17 protein-coding genes and 1 tRNA gene are annotated in these 16,265 nt (G+C 61.8%); 8 read left to right on the top strand and 10 right to left on the bottom strand.

All coding sequences use genetic code 11. The features are described 5' to 3' along the window. The first annotated feature begins 1 nt into the window (after position 1). Positions 2-487: a nuclear transport factor 2 family protein gene (locus AABA84_RS20530; RefSeq protein WP_338312917.1), complete on the top strand. Its 486-nt coding sequence runs from the start codon at positions 2-4 to the stop codon at positions 485-487. Between the two features lie 10 nt (positions 488-497). Here AABA84_RS20530 and AABA84_RS20525 read toward each other — a convergent pair whose 3' ends face one another. Genes AABA84_RS20525 through AABA84_RS20515 form a run of 3 tightly spaced genes read right to left on the bottom strand, consistent with a single transcriptional unit; the run spans position 498 to position 3,143 of the window. Further along, positions 498-1,295: an acyl-CoA thioesterase domain-containing protein gene (locus AABA84_RS20525; RefSeq protein WP_338312916.1), complete on the bottom strand. Its 798-nt coding sequence runs from the start codon at positions 1,293-1,295 to the stop codon at positions 498-500. Between the two features lie 31 nt (positions 1,296-1,326). Beyond that, positions 1,327-2,502, bottom strand: coding sequence for a tRNA epoxyqueuosine(34) reductase QueG (gene queG / locus AABA84_RS20520; protein WP_338312915.1), 1,176 nt, complete (start codon positions 2,500-2,502; stop codon positions 1,327-1,329). Further along, complete coding sequence (locus tag AABA84_RS20515) at positions 2,451-3,143, bottom strand: glutathione S-transferase family protein (protein ID WP_212243377.1); 693 nt, start codon at positions 3,141-3,143, stop codon at positions 2,451-2,453. The genes queG and AABA84_RS20515 overlap by 52 nt, the downstream gene beginning before the upstream one ends. 169 nt (positions 3,144-3,312) lie before the next feature. Between AABA84_RS20515 and AABA84_RS20510 the strand changes: the two genes are divergently transcribed. The 3 genes from AABA84_RS20510 to AABA84_RS20500 all read left to right on the top strand — a co-directional run bounded on the left by AABA84_RS20510 (position 3,313) and on the right by AABA84_RS20500 (position 6,301). Further along, positions 3,313-4,119: an undecaprenyl-diphosphate phosphatase gene (locus AABA84_RS20510; RefSeq protein WP_212243379.1), complete on the top strand. Its 807-nt coding sequence runs from the start codon at positions 3,313-3,315 to the stop codon at positions 4,117-4,119. 112 nt (positions 4,120-4,231) lie between these two features. Then, the gene (locus AABA84_RS20505; RefSeq protein WP_338312914.1) at positions 4,232-5,557 is read left to right on the top strand and encodes an FAD-binding oxidoreductase; all 1,326 of its coding nucleotides are present in this window, start codon (positions 4,232-4,234) and stop codon (positions 5,555-5,557) included. Between the two features lie 3 nt (positions 5,558-5,560). Continuing rightward, positions 5,561-6,301, top strand: a complete 741-nt coding sequence (locus tag AABA84_RS20500) for an SDR family oxidoreductase (RefSeq protein WP_338308736.1) — start codon at positions 5,561-5,563, stop codon at positions 6,299-6,301. Positions 6,302-6,373: 72 nt separating this feature from the next. Here the strand turns inward: AABA84_RS20500 and AABA84_RS20495 are convergent, their stop codons facing one another. Then, positions 6,374-7,339 (bottom strand): complex I NDUFA9 subunit family protein, encoded by a 966-nt coding sequence (locus AABA84_RS20495; protein WP_338308737.1) that lies wholly within the window; start codon positions 7,337-7,339, stop codon positions 6,374-6,376. A gap of 151 nt (positions 7,340-7,490) precedes the next feature. On the opposite strand from AABA84_RS20495, the gene AABA84_RS20490 reads away from it, so the two are divergent. The 3 genes from AABA84_RS20490 (at position 7,491) to AABA84_RS20480 (ending at position 10,358) form a co-directional block, all read left to right on the top strand. Beyond that, positions 7,491-7,577, top strand: a tRNA-Leu gene (locus AABA84_RS20490). Between the two features lie 88 nt (positions 7,578-7,665). Then, on the top strand, positions 7,666-9,324 hold the full coding sequence (locus tag AABA84_RS20485) for a tyrosine-type recombinase/integrase (RefSeq protein WP_338312913.1): 1,659 nt from the start codon (positions 7,666-7,668) through the stop codon (positions 9,322-9,324). A gap of 47 nt (positions 9,325-9,371) precedes the next feature. Further along, on the top strand, positions 9,372-10,358 hold the full coding sequence (locus AABA84_RS20480; protein ID WP_338312912.1) for a hypothetical protein: 987 nt from the start codon (positions 9,372-9,374) through the stop codon (positions 10,356-10,358). Positions 10,359-10,409: 51 nt separating this feature from the next. Here AABA84_RS20480 and AABA84_RS20475 read toward each other — a convergent pair whose 3' ends face one another. Continuing rightward, positions 10,410-10,835 carry a hypothetical protein gene (locus AABA84_RS20475; RefSeq protein WP_338312911.1) on the bottom strand — a complete coding sequence of 142 codons (426 nt, stop codon included), beginning with the start codon at positions 10,833-10,835 and terminating at the stop codon, positions 10,410-10,412. Between the two features lie 118 nt (positions 10,836-10,953). Here AABA84_RS20475 and AABA84_RS20470 point away from each other — a divergent pair, with 118 nt between their 5' ends. Next, complete coding sequence (locus tag AABA84_RS20470; RefSeq protein ID WP_338312910.1) at positions 10,954-11,190, top strand: helix-turn-helix domain-containing protein; 237 nt, start codon at positions 10,954-10,956, stop codon at positions 11,188-11,190. 521 nt (positions 11,191-11,711) lie between these two features. Here the strand turns inward: AABA84_RS20470 and AABA84_RS20465 are convergent. The 5 genes from AABA84_RS20465 to AABA84_RS20445 form a co-directional block, all read right to left on the bottom strand. Then, positions 11,712-12,920, bottom strand: a complete 1,209-nt coding sequence (locus AABA84_RS20465; RefSeq protein ID WP_338312909.1) for a hypothetical protein — start codon at positions 12,918-12,920, stop codon at positions 11,712-11,714. 200 nt (positions 12,921-13,120) lie between these two features. Further along, the gene (locus tag AABA84_RS20460; protein WP_338312908.1) at positions 13,121-13,753 is read right to left on the bottom strand and encodes a hypothetical protein; all 633 of its coding nucleotides are present in this window, start codon (positions 13,751-13,753) and stop codon (positions 13,121-13,123) included. Positions 13,754-13,854: 101 nt separating this feature from the next. Further along, positions 13,855-14,343, bottom strand: a complete 489-nt coding sequence (locus AABA84_RS20455) for a hypothetical protein (protein ID WP_338312907.1) — start codon at positions 14,341-14,343, stop codon at positions 13,855-13,857. Next, positions 14,340-15,179 carry a hypothetical protein gene (locus tag AABA84_RS20450; protein ID WP_338312906.1) on the bottom strand — a complete coding sequence of 280 codons (840 nt, stop codon included), beginning with the start codon at positions 15,177-15,179 and terminating at the stop codon, positions 14,340-14,342. Before AABA84_RS20450 ends, AABA84_RS20455 begins: the two co-directional genes overlap by 4 nt. 171 nt (positions 15,180-15,350) lie before the next feature. After that, positions 15,351-16,088: a recombinase family protein gene (locus AABA84_RS20445; protein WP_338312905.1), complete on the bottom strand. Its 738-nt coding sequence runs from the start codon at positions 16,086-16,088 to the stop codon at positions 15,351-15,353. Positions 16,089-16,265: the final 177 nt, after the last annotated feature.

Below are 16,265 nucleotides of genomic sequence, written 5' to 3'. Positions count from 1 at the left end.
AATGACCACCACCGCCATGCTGCGCGCGTTCTGTGATGCCGTCGAGCAGCGCAACGGCCATGCATTCGCCGAGCTGTTCACCGAGGACGGCGTCTATCACGACGTGTTCTACGGCGCCTTCGCCGGCCGCGAGAAGATCGCTGCGATGATCGACGACTGGTTCTATCGCACGGCGACCGATTTCCGCTGGGACATGCACGATCCCGTCACCGACGGCACCACGCTCTATGCGCGCTACACCTTCAGCTATCGCTCGACCTTGCCAGAGGCGAACGGCGCGCGGGCGATGTTCGAGGGTGTCGCGATCATGACGCTGAACGGCGGCAAGATCGTGAGCTATCACGAGGTCGCCAATACCGCGCCGGCGTTCGTCGATCTGAAGTTCGCACCCGAGCGGATTGCCAAGATCATCGCCAAGCAGGGCGCGGAGCTGAAGGCACGGCCGGAGATGAAGCGGCATCTGGTGCACGGCGCGGACCCGGATTGACGGCGGAGAGCTACCGCTTCGACGGATTCGTCATCGGCTTGCGCTGCGCCAGTGCGGCCACCGTCGCGGTGCCGATCGGGCCCTGCTCGTCATAGAGCCAGCATTCGCCGATCGCGACGCCGTCGGTGGCGTGATGGTTCACCACCTCGAAGCCGATCCAGTTCGTCACCGGCAGTCGGTGCAGATAGATCGTCACGTCGCTGTTGATGTAGCCGAGCCCGTTGTCGCCGGCGTTCGCAAACGGGCTGGCGAAATCGGCGCCGGTGGCGACATGGACGAACGGCGTCATCGGCACGCCGGCGACGAGCTCGCGCACCTCGCTCATCCAGAGCTTTCGCGGGCCGAGCGAGCCCATATGGCCGACGATGGGGCGCGTCGTCCATTTGCCGTTCATGCCGAGCCTGGGATCGGTGGGTTTTGGAATGTCGGCCGGCTTCGGCGCGTCCCAGTTCGACGGCGACCAGACGTTGCCGTTCGGATTTTGCGTCTTGCGCAGCAGCTGGCACGAGGCCCGCGCCATGCTGACACCGCCTGAGACGAACTCCGCCTCGACCACGCGGATGCGCAGGCCGTCACGCACCAGGCGCGTCGTCACCTCGATCGGCTTGTCGATGGTCGGCAGCCGGAACATGTCGACGGTGAGCCGCGCCGGCATCAATTCGGGACCGGAATGGCGCTCCTCGATCGCAAAGCCGAGCAGCCCGACGACGACGCGTCCGTGCAGCGATTTCGGATCCCACGGACCGTTGGCGGCTTCCGTCGGATGGAATGTATCGCCGTCGCGGGTGAAGAAAGGCAGGTTTGTCATGCGCGCGAGATTGAAGAAACGCACGGGGAAATCAAGGGTGGGCGTGCCACTCCTGACGAACGCCTTCGTCCGATTCTTCGCCTAACGCCGCGCCCTTCATCGCCTCAAACTCGTCCCGTCCCATCAATTGTCCCAGCGCCCACACCGCAGCGCCACGCACCAGCGGGCTTGCATCCTCCAGCAACCGCCGCGCTTCTTCCGTGAGCTCCGCCTCACCCGAGTTGCCAATCGCAATCAGCACGTTCCGCAAGAAGCGATCGCGACCAATCCGCTTCACCGGCGACTTCGTGAACAGCGCGCGGAACGCGGCGTCGTCGAGGCGTGCGAGCTCGGCGAGACCAGGCGCGCGCAATTCGCTGCGCGCGGCGAGCTTGGCCTCGCGCCCCTCCTGCGCAAACTTGTTCCAGGGGCACGCAGCGAGGCAATCGTCGCAGCCATAGATGCGATTGCCGATGGCTTTGCGAAATTCGTGCGGGATCGGTCCCTTGTTCTCGATGGTGAGATAGGAGATGCAGCGCCGCGCATCGAGCTTGTAGGGCGCGGGGAACGCCGCCGTCGGGCAGATGTCGAGACAGGCCCGGCACGAGCCGCAATGATCGATCTCGGCATCGTCGCGCGGCAGCTCCAGCGTGGTGTAGATCGCGCCGAGGAACAGCCACGAGCCGAATTCGCGCGAGACGAGGTTGGTGTGCTTGCCCTGCCAGCCGAGACCCGCGGTCTGTGCCAGCGGCTTCTCCATCACCGCGGCGGTGTCGACGAACACTTTCACGTCCGACGGTACCGTCGCGACCAGCCAGCGCGCCAGCGCCTTCAGGCGTTTCTTGATGAGATCGTGATAGTCGTCGCCCTGCGCATAGACCGAGATCGCCGCGCGCATGCGCTGCTCGAGAATTGCGAGCGGATCCTGGTCCGGGCCGTAATTGACGCCGAGCATGATGACGCTGCGCACATCGCTCCATAGCCCGCGCGGATCGACCCGGCGCTCCGGCTGCGCCGCGAGCCAGTCCATGTCGCCATGGCCGCCGGATGCGATGAATTCAAGGAAGTATTTTCCGGCGGTCTCGATCGTGCCAGGTGCAGTGACGCCGATGCAGTCGAAGCCGAGTGCCCGCGCCTCGCGCGTGAGCGCCGCTTTCAGTTCAGTCGGATCGGAGTTCAGAAATCCAGGTCCACGTAGGTCCGCGACGCCGGCACGCCGGCCAGCCATTCGCTCAGCAGCGGACGGAACGACGGGCGGGACTTCACCCGCGCGTACCACGCCTTTGCTGCGTCGTCCTCGCTCCATGGCACGTCGCCCAGATAGTCGATCGCCGAGAGATGCGCCGCGGCGGCGAGATCCGCGTAAGTGAGCCGGTCGCCGGCGAGGAAATTACGCGTCTGCGCCAGCCAGCCGATATAGGCCAGATGATAGCGCACATTGGCCTTGGCGGCACGCATCACGTCGGCCGAAGGCGGGCCGCCGCCGTTCTCCTCGCTCATGAAGCGCTTGTAGATGCGCTCGGTGACGAGAGGGTGCGAGACCTCCTCGAAGAATTTTTCGTTGAACCAGGCCATCAGCCGGCGCACCTCGACGCGCTCGCCGATGGCTTCCGGCATCAGGCGCTTGGGTCCCATCTCGGCGCCATAGGCCTCGTCGACATATTCGGCGATGATCGCCGCGCCCGGGATCGGCGGCTGCTCGTCGTCTACCAGAACGGGCGTCGTGCCGGCCGCGTTGAGCAACAGAAACGCCTCGCGCCGCTCCCAGCTGCGCTCTTCGACCAACTTGAGGTCGAGCCCGTATTCGCCCGCGATCAGGCGGATGAAACGCGAATGCGGACAGAACGGATGATGAAACAGCGTAAACATGAAGCCTTTGACTATTTGATGGTGCTTAAGATTCCATCAATGTTTGTGCGGCGCCACACTAGTCCTTCAAAACCGCGAGGCAAGGGCGTGATTTCGCATTTTGCGATTGCGGCATGGGGGCGAATAGGCGAGAAGAGCCCCGCTTTTCCAGCCGAAATGGACCGTAAATATGTCAGACGCAATACGGGCAGTGATCCTCGGCATCATCGAGGGTGTGACCGAGTTCCTTCCCGTGTCCTCGACCGGCCATTTGCTGCTCGCGGAACGCTTCTTCCATCTCGGTGAAGGCGCGTTCTGGGATTCGTTTACGGTTCTGATCCAGCTGGGTGCGATCCTCGCGATCGTCGGGCTCTACTTCAAGAAGCTCTGGGACGTCGTGATCGGCTTCTTCACGGGCGACACCTATTCGCGTCGCTTCGTGGTTGGCGTGCTGGTCGCGTTCCTGCCCGCTGTCGTCGTCGGCCTCGTCGCCGGCAAGTACATCAAGAGCGTGCTGTTCAATCCCTGGGTCGTGTGCTTCACGCTGATCGTCGGCGGCGCCATCCTGCTCTGGGTCGACAAGCTCGACCTCAAGCCGCGCGAGCACGACGCCACCAGGTTTCCGCTGCTGATGTATCTCTATATCGGCATCGCGCAGTGCGTCGCGATGATCCCGGGCGTGTCGCGTTCCGGCGCCAGCATCGTCGCAGCGATGTTCCTGGGCGCCGACAAGCGCGCGGCGGCGGAGTTCTCGTTCTTTCTCGCCATCCCCACCATGATCGGTGCGTTCGCCTACGACTTCTACAAGAACCGCTCCGAGATGACGATGGACCATATGGGCATCGTCGCGATCGGCTTCGTGGTGTCGTTCATCACCGCGATCATCGTGGTCAAGACGTTCCTGGAATATGTCACCCGGCACGGCTTCGTGGTGTTCGCCTGGTGGCGCGTCATCGTCGGCACGCTCGGCCTGATCGCGCTGGCGCTCGGCAGGTAGGCTTATGGTCCGTAACGGTTGGACCGGCGTTTTCAACGCAAAATAAGCTTTTGATCGGTAGTCAGGTCAGTTCCAACGCCGGGCGGCGCGCGTCCGGCACAGGAGCTGAGCCATGACCCTCGTCAGCGGCTGGGGGCGTTTCCCGGTTGTCGATAGCGATGTGCTGCGCCCGCGCTCGTTTGCGGCGGTCGGCGAAGCCGTCTCCGCCGGCACCGTCGCGCGCGGCAACGGCCGCGCCTATGGCGATGCCGCGATCGGCGCCGTCAGGACGATCGGCATGACCGGCTTCGACCGGGTCAGGTCGTTCGATCCGGCAACCGGGCGCATCCGCCTCGAAGCCGGCGTTCTCCTGTCGGACCTGATCGACACCTTTGGCCCGCGTGGCTTTCTGCCTTTCGTCGTGCCCGGCACCCGCTTCGTCTCGATCGGCGGCGCCATCGCCGCCGACGTTCACGGCAAGAACCATCATTGCGAGGGCGGCTTCGGCCGCTATGTCGACAGCCTCCTGCTGCGCACCGGGCAGGGCGAGGTCATCGAGGCCTCGCGCGAACAGAACTCCGATGCCTTCTTCGCGACCGTCGGTGGCATGGGCCTGACCGGCATCATCCTCGAAGCGACGATACGGCTGCGCCGGGTCGAGACCGGGTGGATCCGCGAGCGGGTGATCTCCGCGTCCGATCTCGATGCCGCGATACGCGCGCTCGAGGCGGGCGATGCAGCGACCTATTCGGTGGCGTGGATCGATTGCGTGGCACGAGGCCGCGATCTCGGCCGTTCGCTGATCTATCTCGGCGAGCACGCGGGCAGAGGCGAGCTGGCGGAAGGCGCCGATGTATTTCCGCTCGGCAAGGAGTCTCGCCTCAGCGTGCCGGTCGACCTGCCGTCGATGGCATTGAACCGCACCAGCGTCCGCGCCTTCAACGAGCTCTACTACCGCATGGGCGCGCGGCGCGCCGGCGCCAGCCATGTGGTCTCGCTCTATCCGTATTTCTTTCCGCTCGACAGCATCAGGGCGTGGAATCGGATCTATGGCAAGCGCGGCTTCCTCCAGCATCAATGCGTGATCCCGCAAGCCGGCGCGCGCGCCGTTCTCGGCGACATTCTCGATCGTGTCGCGCGGCGCGGCGATGCCTCCTTCCTCGCCGTGCTCAAGAAGCTCGGCCAGGGCGACGGCATCCTGTCGTTCCCGCTGCCCGGTTACACGCTCGCGCTGGATTTCCCCGTGAAGGGCGACATCCTGAACTTTCTCGACGAGATCGATCGCCTCGTCGTCGCCGCCGGCGGCAGGCTGTATCTGGCGAAAGACGCGCGCCAGTCGCGCGCGACCTTCGTGGCGGGCTATCCTGCCTTGCAGCGTTTCAACGCGATCCGCAAATCGCTCGATCCTGCCGGCAACATCCGATCGAAACTTTCACAGCGTCTGTTTGATGAGGTCTAGGCCGTGACGTCACGCAAGTCTGTATTGGTGCTCGGCGGCTCCTCCGACATCGGCCGCGCCGCGGCGCGCGCCTTTGCCAAGGCGGGATACGATGTCGGTCTCGCCGGCCGCGACGTAGTCGCGCTCGAGCCCGACGCCGCCGATCTGCGCGCGCGCTACGCGATCGACGTCGGGCTCCATAAATTCGATGTGCTCGACACCGCCGCATTCGAGGGCTTTGTGAGCGGCCTGCCGGCATTGCCCGATGTCGTCATCTCGATCGTCGGCCTCCTCGGCGTGCAGCAGAATGCCGAGAGCGACCTTGTCCATGCCACCGCGATCATGCGCTCGAACTACGAAGGGCCCGCGCTGATCCTCGGCCTGTTCGCGGAGAGATTCCTCGCGCGTGGCAGCGGCACGATTGTCGGCGTGTCGTCCGTGGCCGGCGATCGCGGCCGCGCCTCGAACTATGTCTATGGCTCGGCCAAGGCCGGCTTCTCCGCCTTCCTGTCGGGCCTGCGCGCCCGCGCCAGCCGTGGCGGCGTGCATGTCGTCACCGTCAAGCCCGGCTTCGTCCGCACCAAGATGACGGAGGGCATGAAGCTGATCGGCCCGCTCACCGTCGAAGCGCCGGTGGTCGGCGATGCCATTCTCCAGGCGGTCGAGAACAAAACCGACGTCGTCTATGTCAGCGGCAAATGGCGCCTCGTGATGCTGATCATCAAGACGCTGCCGGAAGCGGTGTTCAAGAAGTTGAAGTTCTGAGGGTTGAAGAAGTGGCGCCGCCGCCGCGCTGAAGGTGTGCTCCCTCGCCCGCTTGCGGGAGAGGTAAGAACCTCACGCGCTCTTGCGCTGGAACTGCCCGGCGGCGCGGAAGCGCCAGAGATATTGCGGGGCAATCGCTTCCAGCGAATCGGCGGTGATGCCGAGCCCTTCCAGCGTCAGCCCGGCGGCCTTCGCCGTATCCGACACCACATTGTCGCGCTCGAGCAACGTGACCTGGTCCGGCGTCAGCTTGAACGCGCCCGGCGCGAATTGCAGGAACGCGGCCTGGAAGCGGGCGAGGCCGAACGGCAGCGGGATCAGCATGCGCTCGCGGTCGGTGATCTCCAGGATGGTCTCGATGATCTCGCGCATGGTCAGCACTTCCGGCCCGCCGAGTTCGTAAGGAGCGCCTGCCTTGGCCTTGCCGTCGACGGCGTTCGCGATCGCGGTGGCGACGTCGCCGACATAGACCGGCTGCATCTTGGTTTCGCCGCCGATCAGCGGCAGCACCGGCGACATCCGGGCCAGCGCGGCAAAGCGGTTGGTGAACTGGTCCTCGGGGCCGAACATCACCGAGGGGCGGAAGATCGTGGCCGAGGGCACCGCGGACAGGACCGCAGCCTCGCCGGCCGCCTTGGCCCTGGCGTAGCGCGAGGGTGATTCGGCATCGGCGCCGATCGCCGAGACATGCACCAGGCGGGCCCCTGCCGCGGCGGCGGCCTTCGCGACCGTTTCGGCGCCCCTGGCCTGGACGGCGTCGAATGTCTGCTCGCCGGCTTCAGTGAGGACCCCGACCAGGTTGATCACGACATGCGAATCACGCAGCGCCGCCTCGACCGAGGCCGGATAGCGCAAATTGGCCTGCACGGTATGGACCTGCCCGACCCGGCCGAGCGGCTGGAGGAATCCGGCCAGTTCCGGCCGCCGGACCGCGACCCGGACCCGGTAATCGCGCTTGCACAGGGCGCGGACCACGCTGCGGCCCAAAAACCCCGATCCGCCGAAAACCGTGACGAGAGTTTCCAGATTCGATGCCATGGGAGCCGTTCCTGCGGAAAAGAGTGCGTCTTGTCAGGCTTGTATCGGGCCAGTTTGCGATGCGCAATCGGCATCCCCAAACCCGGGTCACGCATGAATTGACAACGGCGTCACCGAACCGTAGTAACCGCCTCCGTGCCCCAAACGGCATGCCCAGGTGGTGGAATTGGTAGACGCGCTGGCTTCAGGTGCCAGTGGCTTAACGGCCGTGAAGGTTCGAGTCCTTTCCTGGGCACCATACAATTCTGGATCGCAAACAAATCCAGATAGATAAGCCCTTTCAGAGTGTTGTGTTGGCCCCGACTGTGTAACAATGGGGTGTAACATTGCTGTTCAGGGTTGTTCGGCCGATGCGGCGGGACGGGTCTCGTTTTCCTCTTTTCGTGCAGCGCATTCCGGCTGATGTCCGTCGCAAAGCGGTCGGTATCGAATTGGCGATACCGCTTGGTGATGGCTTCGTCTTCGTGACGCTTAGCGAGGGCGCTCAGGCCGTCCGGTTCTCCCTTCGCGCCACCGAGCCCAGCGAGGTTAAGACGCGTCACGCGCTCGCGGCGGCCTATCTGGAATCCGTCTGGGCGGCGTTCCGCAATGATGCTCCTGTACATCTGAGCCACCGACAGGCGACGGCCTTGGCGGGCGAACTCTATCGCGTTTGGGCGGACAGCGAGAGCCGCGCCCGGAGTGTCGCCATGGTGCACACGCCCGGAGTTGGCTGGGCGCCAGACACCGACAGCCAGGACGAGCAGGAAGCTCAATGGGCGGCCGTCGTGACGATGTGGGAAAAGGTCGGCAAGGATGGCGAGCCCAAGCACTTGGAAAAGCCGCTTGGCCCCATCGTGGATCGCCTCTTGCTGACCAAGGGCATTCGCCGCGTGGACAGCGAAACGCGCGCCATGTTGCTGGTCGCTTTCTGGATGGCGTTGCGGGACGCTTTCATGAGCCGCCAGCGCAATGCGGGAGGGGACTATGCGCCGGACCTCAAGGCCGCCCGCTTCCCGGACTGGCAGGCGCCTGAAGGGGCACTGAAGGATAAGCCAAAGCGGGGCGCCTCCAAGAACTCCCTCACCGGGTTGGTCGAGGACTGGTGGAAGGAAGCCAAGCTGGCAGGGCGCAAGCAGAGCACCTATGAGAGCTATCGCAACTCGATGGCCCGTCTTGCGACATTCCTGAAGCATGACACCGCGAGCCGAGTGACACCGGAGGACATCGTTCGCTTCAAGGATTATCGCGTGCAGAGCGGCGTTAGCCCGAAGACCGTGAAGGACAGTGATCTCGCGGGCCTGAAGACATTGTTCGGGTGGGCGGTGGTCAATCGTAGGCTGCCCAGCAATCCGGCCGAAGGCATCACCATCAAGGTCGGGAAATCGCGCAAGCTCCGGCCCAAGGGATTCTATGATTCGGAGGCCATCGCGATCTTGAAGCACGCCCGCGACTTCGTGCCCGGCCGAGAAGCCCCGAAGCTGGCAGCGGCCAAGCGGTGGGTGCCGTGGCTGTGCGCCTTCACGGGTGCTCGCGTGGGCGAGATGATCCAGATTCGCAAGGAGGACATTCGCCGGGAGGGCAAGCTCTGGGTGCTGCATGTGACGCCCGAGGCGGGGCCGGTGAAGACGGACGAAGCCCGTGATGTCGTGCTCCATCGGCAAATCATCGAGGAAGGCTTCGTGGAGTTCTATGAGAAGTCCATGGGGGGCTACCTGTTCGTTGACCCCAAGGCCGGTGAGCTAGGCGTGCGCAATGCGGTGAAAACGGCGCGGAATAAGGTCAATGCGTTCGTGCGCGAGGTGGTGAAGGATAAGAACGTTGATCCTAGCCACGGCTGGCGGCATCGCTTCAAAACGGTTGGCATTGATCAAGGCGTCGAGATGCGCGTGCTGGATGCCATTCAGGGGCATGCGCCGCGTAACGTCTCGGAAGGCTACGGGGACGTGACCATCAAGGCGAAGGCGAATACTATTGCTCGGTTTCCGACGATCGATCTCGCATAAACCGCACGTATCATCTGAATAGAGGCTACATGCGAAAGGGAAATGCCATGAAAAAAACGAGCTGTGCAATCTGGGGCACTTCGGCTTTGGATGAGCCGCAGACAGGCGACTTCCGAATCGTCAATTCGCCGCGGGCCGGGGGGAAGTACATCATAACCGGATCGGTGGAGAAAGCAGTCGTCGCGGCTGGGCTAGAACCGCACTTGTCTATCACTCGATGGTTAAATCGGCAGCGTTCCTTTGGAATAACTGCACCGCGACTTGATAGCGAAACCTTGGAAGCGGCACTCGAAATTCCTCCGCTCTCGTTCACCTCAAAGGTGAATGCCCTGTTGAATTATCTGGGAAAGAAGACTTCCCGCATGGATCAAACGTTCAGAGTCGCACCCGCTTCTGCAAAGCTATCCGATGCTGAGTGCGAGTTGATCGCTTGCGCCGATTGTAGGGATATCCAGGATCTCGCTGGGTTTTTGAGAACAATGGAGGACATGGGACTGATCTCGAAGAAGGAGCGGATCGAAGCCGACGGAGGTCGGAGTTTTAACGCCCTTCACTACTCCCTAACTCCTGCTGGCTGGGTGAGATTTGAAGGCTTCACGCGAGAGCAGGAGAGTCATCAGGGCTTCGTCGCCATGTGGTTCAATGCTGAAATGACAGAAGCGTACGAGCAAGGGATTTCCCGAGCGATCTCAGATGCAGGGTACACGGCGATGAAGATCGACAACAAGCATCACATTAACAAGGTGGACGATGAGATCATCGCGGAAATCCGCCGCTCTCGTTTCGTTGTAGCGGACTTCACCTGCGAACCTGAGAAGCCCCGAGGCGGCGTGTATTTTGAAGCCGGCTTTGCAATGGGTTTGGGTATTCCCGTCATTTGGACCGTCAAGGACACCGTAAAGGACCTTCACTTCGATACTCGGCAATACAGTCACATCGTGTGGTGTGATGCTGCGGATCTTCGCAAGCAGCTTTTTGAGCGGATCGGGGCTGTGCTTGGCGACGGTCCGTTGAAGAAAAAGCTCAGTTCTTAGGCGTAAACGCTGGGCAAATTCTCCGAGCAGCTCCAAAAAGCGAGTGGAATTCTACCGCGTATTGGCATAGTCGGTTGCTGCTGCCTTGCATTGCGCGATCTTGGCGCAGGCCAGCACAGCGCCATCGCGCAGAGCACCCTCATACGAATTGTCTTTGTGGTTCGCGTGAAGATAGGCCCCGAGTAACGCCGCAGCGACCAAGACCACGACGTAACGTGCCCGCTCCAAAATCAGCCGGGCTTTGGGGTTCTTCTGAATGCGGGTGACCGTCGCCAAGAATATGGCCGGTGTGCTCACCAGTAGAATGGCAATCCGAACGCTGCCCGACTCGATGTCGAGACGCTTGAGAACCTCATGTTCAAGCCAGAGGCAGAGCGCGATGAGGCTCCAGACGGTGGCCCAGTAGCTGGCCATATCGAAGAGAACCTTGATGGGGTCGTTTTCATCTAACTTCGGAGCGGTGCTTTCGGTGGGCATGATTGGCATTCCTCAATAAGCGGCCAAAACAATGTAGACGATAGTCATCACGGCTCAATCACAAAATGGGACTCATAGTCCGTAGACCGAAAGTCATCATGGCGGCTTGCTCTCGTGGATGGAAGACGAGACAGGCATCGTTGATGTGTTGGCAGCGGCCGTCCGGAAGGCACGCAAGGGGCTCGGGCTGTCCCAAGAGGATTTGGCCTTAGAGGCGGGGCTAGATCGCACCTACGTCAGTCAGGTGGAGCGGGGCACCCGAAACTGCACCATAATCGTCCTGGCCCGCTTGGCGAAGGCCTTGAAAACCACCCCTGACCGGTTGCTTGTCCCCCAGCGGAGGGGGCGGGCCTAGTCCCTATCTCGTCCGGTGTCAGCCGTGAGTGGTCACTTTCAACACCTAACCCATCTCGCGCGGCAGCGCGGGAGCCCGAGAGTCATTCCACGAACACGCCACAGATGAAGAGGGCAGCAAGGAGGAGCGCCCAAAGGTCCCACGCCAACAGAAGCCAGCCGTGCTTGCTCATGACCATCTCGCTTCCCCATCAGAAGGGGGGGCGATAGGGCCCGCTTGATGTAGGTCAAAAGATGGGTGCTAGGTGGTGATCTCATCGCTGGGGGTAGTGGTCACTCACCCGAGCTTGGAGGTGACCCATCAGGGTTGCTGAAGGGTGACCCCTAAAGGCCGCGCTTAGGGTGACCGTGGAGGAGGGGGTGGTTTCACCCTCCCAACTTGAAGGCAACCTTTAGAGGCCCCCCCTGAGAGAGAACTGTAAGTTTTGACCCTCTGGGTTTCCTCCCTCTAGCTTACTCCCCCCCTCTAGCTTCCTCCTCCATTAGCGGAGGCGTAAGGCCGATTTCCGGTCTAAGATGCTGCTATCCCTTACAAAATTCTACAGAAACAATCGCGCAGGAAGATCCTGTCCACATGCTGAAAGCAGCCTGCATCGCGTCGGCCGCAACGTGGGCCTTCGATTCCGCGACCAGCACCGCGTCATGGAGCGGCAGGGCGGTGACCCCGAGGCTCGCCAGATGGGTGATGATCCCGATCAACATATCGCTCTCGATGCGCATCAACTCGAAGCCTAGCCCGGTCCCGAACAAATGAGCGATAGGCTGATGGCGCGCGGCTAGCATTTCGGTGGCGCCCCGGAGTTTCGTGCCCGAGGGAAAGTGCTGAAGCGTGCCCTCTGGCCAATTCCGGAGTGGTCCGTCCGAGAACAACATCGCGTTCATCAGGGTCTTCCAGCCATCTCGCCCGGAGCCATTTCCCGCGACGTCATAGATGTCACCTTCCGGCTGCGGCTTGTCCGCGCGTACATAGGCGAGGCGTGGAAAGAGCTGTCTGTAATCGACATCGGCAATTGACTCACCATCAATCCGAATGCGCTCAAACCGCTCGTTGCGCTCCATGCCCATCCAGAAGCCGCCAGCAAGGCGGCCCCCTTGTTTCCATTCGGCGTTATTGAAGACTCGCCGAAGGGAGCGGCGATAGGGGGCGATGACTTGGCCGTCCTTTCCTAGCGAAAGGCCGGTGTCATCACCGCTCACCTCGATATCAGCGCTACGTAGAAACTCATTGATGCGCCGCATCTCTCCCGCAAGTTGGCGGGTTTTTGCTGTCTCCGAGAAGGCGATGGCGGCCGCACGCCCATCTTCATCCTTGCCTTCCTTCAAGATGATCAGGGCGCGGTCGTCGATCTGCTTGACGCTTCGCCAATCCGGTGGTGCCAGCGGAAGATGCTGATTGAGCGCTGCGCTTGGCCGAATGAGTGACGGCTCCCGCATTCTTGCCGACAGCCTGTATCCCCTTCGCTCCTCTTCGATCAGGCCAAGCGATGCAAGCCCATCTATCGCGGATAGGAAGTGCTGGCCGTACACAGGGTTGGTGCCGCCATCGCCCCGCCAAAGAAAGCTGTGTGATCGGGGCACCGCGAGCTTGGGGCTGGATTTGATTGCGCTGAGCAGTATCAAGTTGCAGGCCAGCGCCTCAACGGCGAGGCCAAATTTCTCCTCATCCGCTTCCTTCCGGGCTCGCCTCCTCGCGCCAACGTTGGTCTCGTAGAGCAGCAGCGCGTCGCGCAAGCATTGGACCGAATGAGCAAGCTCGGTCGTCCTGGCCCGGAGCAGTGGATCGAACCACATTATGTTGGGTGATTGCGTCATGGGGCAATGAGGCATGTGTTCAAAGTGGCCTCCTTGAACCCTCGATATGCACGCACTGCTTCACTCCGACCAGATCGCTCGTGCGAATGCTGCGACCCGCGAATTCTTGGGGACATCGATCAGCTCTCCGCGCGGGGCCGCCCATAGCGCTGCCGGTGGGCGAGGACGCCCGCGACATGCTTCTCAATGACCCAGTCGCAGGGCTCCTCCAGCATCCGCCCCATCTCCCGCAGAACCCGCCCGGTAGACTTGGGGAAGGCGTGCATTTCGATCTGCCGCTTCCTGCCCTCATGGTCCTCCAGGACCCACACACGATGCGTGCCAGAGGCCAGCCGGTGGACGGCCTTGCAGATTTGCACCGTCCGAAACTCCTTTGCGCGGGGCGCTGTGGGGGCGGCCTTGATGAGGGCCGCAACGGCGAGGACGATGGAGACTATCCGCTGCGGGGGCACGCCTTCAACGCGGAGCCTCGCCAGTCCAATCTTGGCCCGCTTTGTGGCAGACATGCCTTTGAGGCGCGTCGCAATTTCCACCGGGCCAGCGTCCTCTAGCGTCCGCCCCATGTCCGCAATCGCGGCGGCGATGAACTTATCATTGGCTGCCCGAAGGCCGACATACGCGGTTGCCGCCGTAATGTATGGCCGCAACTCGGAGGCCTTGAAGCTCGGCCGCCAGTGGGACCCATGACGCGCCCGGTGCTCAACGTGCCGTCGGCAATGAAATGGAGCGAGGCCTTCGCGGGCCGCCTTCATGGTCTGGCGCCCGCAGCCGGGAATAGCGCACTTGGCTGATGCTGCGAGCGGCCCGAGTCGGATGCTGTTCTTTAGAGCGGTCTTACGTCGATCACGAAACGTCATTGTGTTTGCAGCACACTCAAAGCCTGGGCGAGAGCCGCTCGTGCTTTTTGCAGCAGACCTTGCAGAATGAAGTCTTCCCTTCCGTAATTCGGCGCTCGGATTGCAGAGAGCTGAATCGACTTATTTTCCCGGAGAGAAGAAATTTCGCGCCATATGTCGGCATTGGTTCGCAGCTTGCGCCTGCCGCTCAACGCCTCAACAACGTTTTCAAGTCGACAGATCACGCGGATATGCGACTCCGGAGCGACAATTTGCAGAGCTCTCGCTACCGCGCTGAGGCAGGCACGCTCTTGCCTACTTTCACCTTCGCTGACATTGACCTGCGTCGGCACCGCCGCTCTATCCGAATTCACATGAAGAATCTCGAATGCGTGAGCGGAAGCAATGTTGTTCGCTGCCTGTGTCCCGACTATGAACACGTCTAACCACAGTGATTCTTTCACCAACTGAAGTTGCTCGCCGTATTTAGCGCTCCACGATTTCATAACTTGTTCCCTTCTTCGGCGCGACGGCGTTTGACGAGTTCCTTGTGAAGGCTATCGGCAAGTCGAAACATCCGCCGCAACTCTCGTTCAAAATCCAACCTCGTCCTCGCAATGTGCAACACAGCTTCTGAGTCTTTCTTTGAGGCCCGTTCGAAATGCTCTCCGGCTGCTGCAATAGCCGCGGCGCGTCCTTTCGCGCTGTAACCGGCTGGCGAACCGTACCGCACGATCGAATTGTCCGATTTCAAACCGAGCACACTCCTCCGATGATCATAGTGATAATCAGGAGCCAACTCTCGGTGAATCCTGTGAACCTGCTGTCCCTTTGGTGCATCGAAGATAACCCTCATAATCCGCACGTTTTGCTCGGCTCGCCGTCCGAAAGTTAAAAGAAAGCGTCTATCGTCTGGCGGCGTAGCCTTCCCATTTTTATCGTTGCGCGGCTTCGAATCGTTGAAGCGGATGCTACCGCCCGGTGCCGTCATCATTACAATTGCCGGGACATATTCAGGATCGAAGATGCGCGGGCTTCGTGTCTCCCTCGGCCGATCCGCGTCGCTAATGGTGACCAGCGCTTTCGGACCAAACAGGTCACCTAGGCCGGCTTCAATCTTTTGGACCGCTCCGTGTGGAAGTTGCGCAGACAGATCACTTAGCGCCGGCAAGTCTGGCAACATGCGATCGAGATAGCGCTGGGCCCGATCATAGTAGTCGCGGCATGCACGGCAACCGGCCTCGGGCAACGGAGAGTAGATTGGATCGCCATCGCCTCCACGACCAATTCTTGGCAGCGGCGAGCCTCTTTCGATAGTAAAATGCCACGATGTTCTCTTCATGTCGGCGCTTGCTCGCGTTAAACTGAACGAGTTTTTCCAGATCAAAGGAGCAAGGAACACACCCAAACTAGGGGAGGGTAGTTGATCCCCCTATCGCAGGGGTATCCCGGGGTACATGGCCCACCTCCATTACCCATGGAGTACCCCCCGAGTGGTTTGCGCCCCGGCAACCTAGCTTTGGGCCTGCTGAGCGATGTTGGCGCCAGCTGCGCTGCCGATCTTCGCCATTCTAGCTTGAACGAGTCTCACAGCTGCTGCAGACCACTGAGCGCGTCCTCTGGTGGTCGGTATGCCCTGCAAGGTCAGAGCACGAGCAATACCTGCAGGTGAGATGATGCCGTTTCCCGCTAGCTTTTTGAACACCGGTGCAAGGTCCGCCGCTCGTCTATCGGCAAGCCGGCATTGCTCGTCTCGCCCGCGTGCTTTTGCATCAGTGGACAGCTTCGCCCCTCGATCTCCCCCAAGCCGTTGCCCTCTTGCCTTAGCCGCCGCGAGGGCTGCCTTGGTTCGGGCAGAGATCAAGCCGGCCTCTAGCTCTGCAACTGCCGCCATCTGTTGAAGCATGAAGCGCCCCGTAGGTCCCTCGATGGCAGGGAGATCGGCAAAGCGGACGTCCACACCCGCCTCCAGGAGCCTCTCTAGGAAACCCACAGAGCGGGTCAGGCGATCCACCTTCGCGACCACCAGCGCCGCCCGGTGCAGACGTGCTGCTGCAAGCGCCTCGTCCAAGGCAGGCCTATCATTGCGGCGTCCGCTCTCGACCTCTGTGAACTCAGCAATAACGTGCACGAACCCATCCCCTAGGTGCCTCGCAACAGCGGCCCTCTGGGCATCGAGACCCAGGCCTGATTGGCCCTGCTTTCGGGTGGACACTCGATAGTAGGCGACAAATCGGTGCTGCACGGTCATTCCCTTCGCTGAAGGCCCGCGAAAAACTCAGTCAACGAGCGTTGTCACCATTTTTAGCGGCGACGGACTCCGGCAGCAATTTCGAGGGCCTGAGTCAAATCGACTCAGGACGGTGTCGCCTAGGAATCTCCATTGTGCGGATCGGGGGACGGAGAACGCCAGTAGCTAAGCAAATGA

The organism is Bradyrhizobium sp. TM239 (assembly GCF_036247985.1).
GTDB lineage: Bacteria > Pseudomonadota > Alphaproteobacteria > Rhizobiales > Xanthobacteraceae > Bradyrhizobium > Bradyrhizobium ottawaense.
Note: the sequence above shows the minus strand (reverse complement) of the source record. Positions and strands in the feature narration are given on the sequence as shown.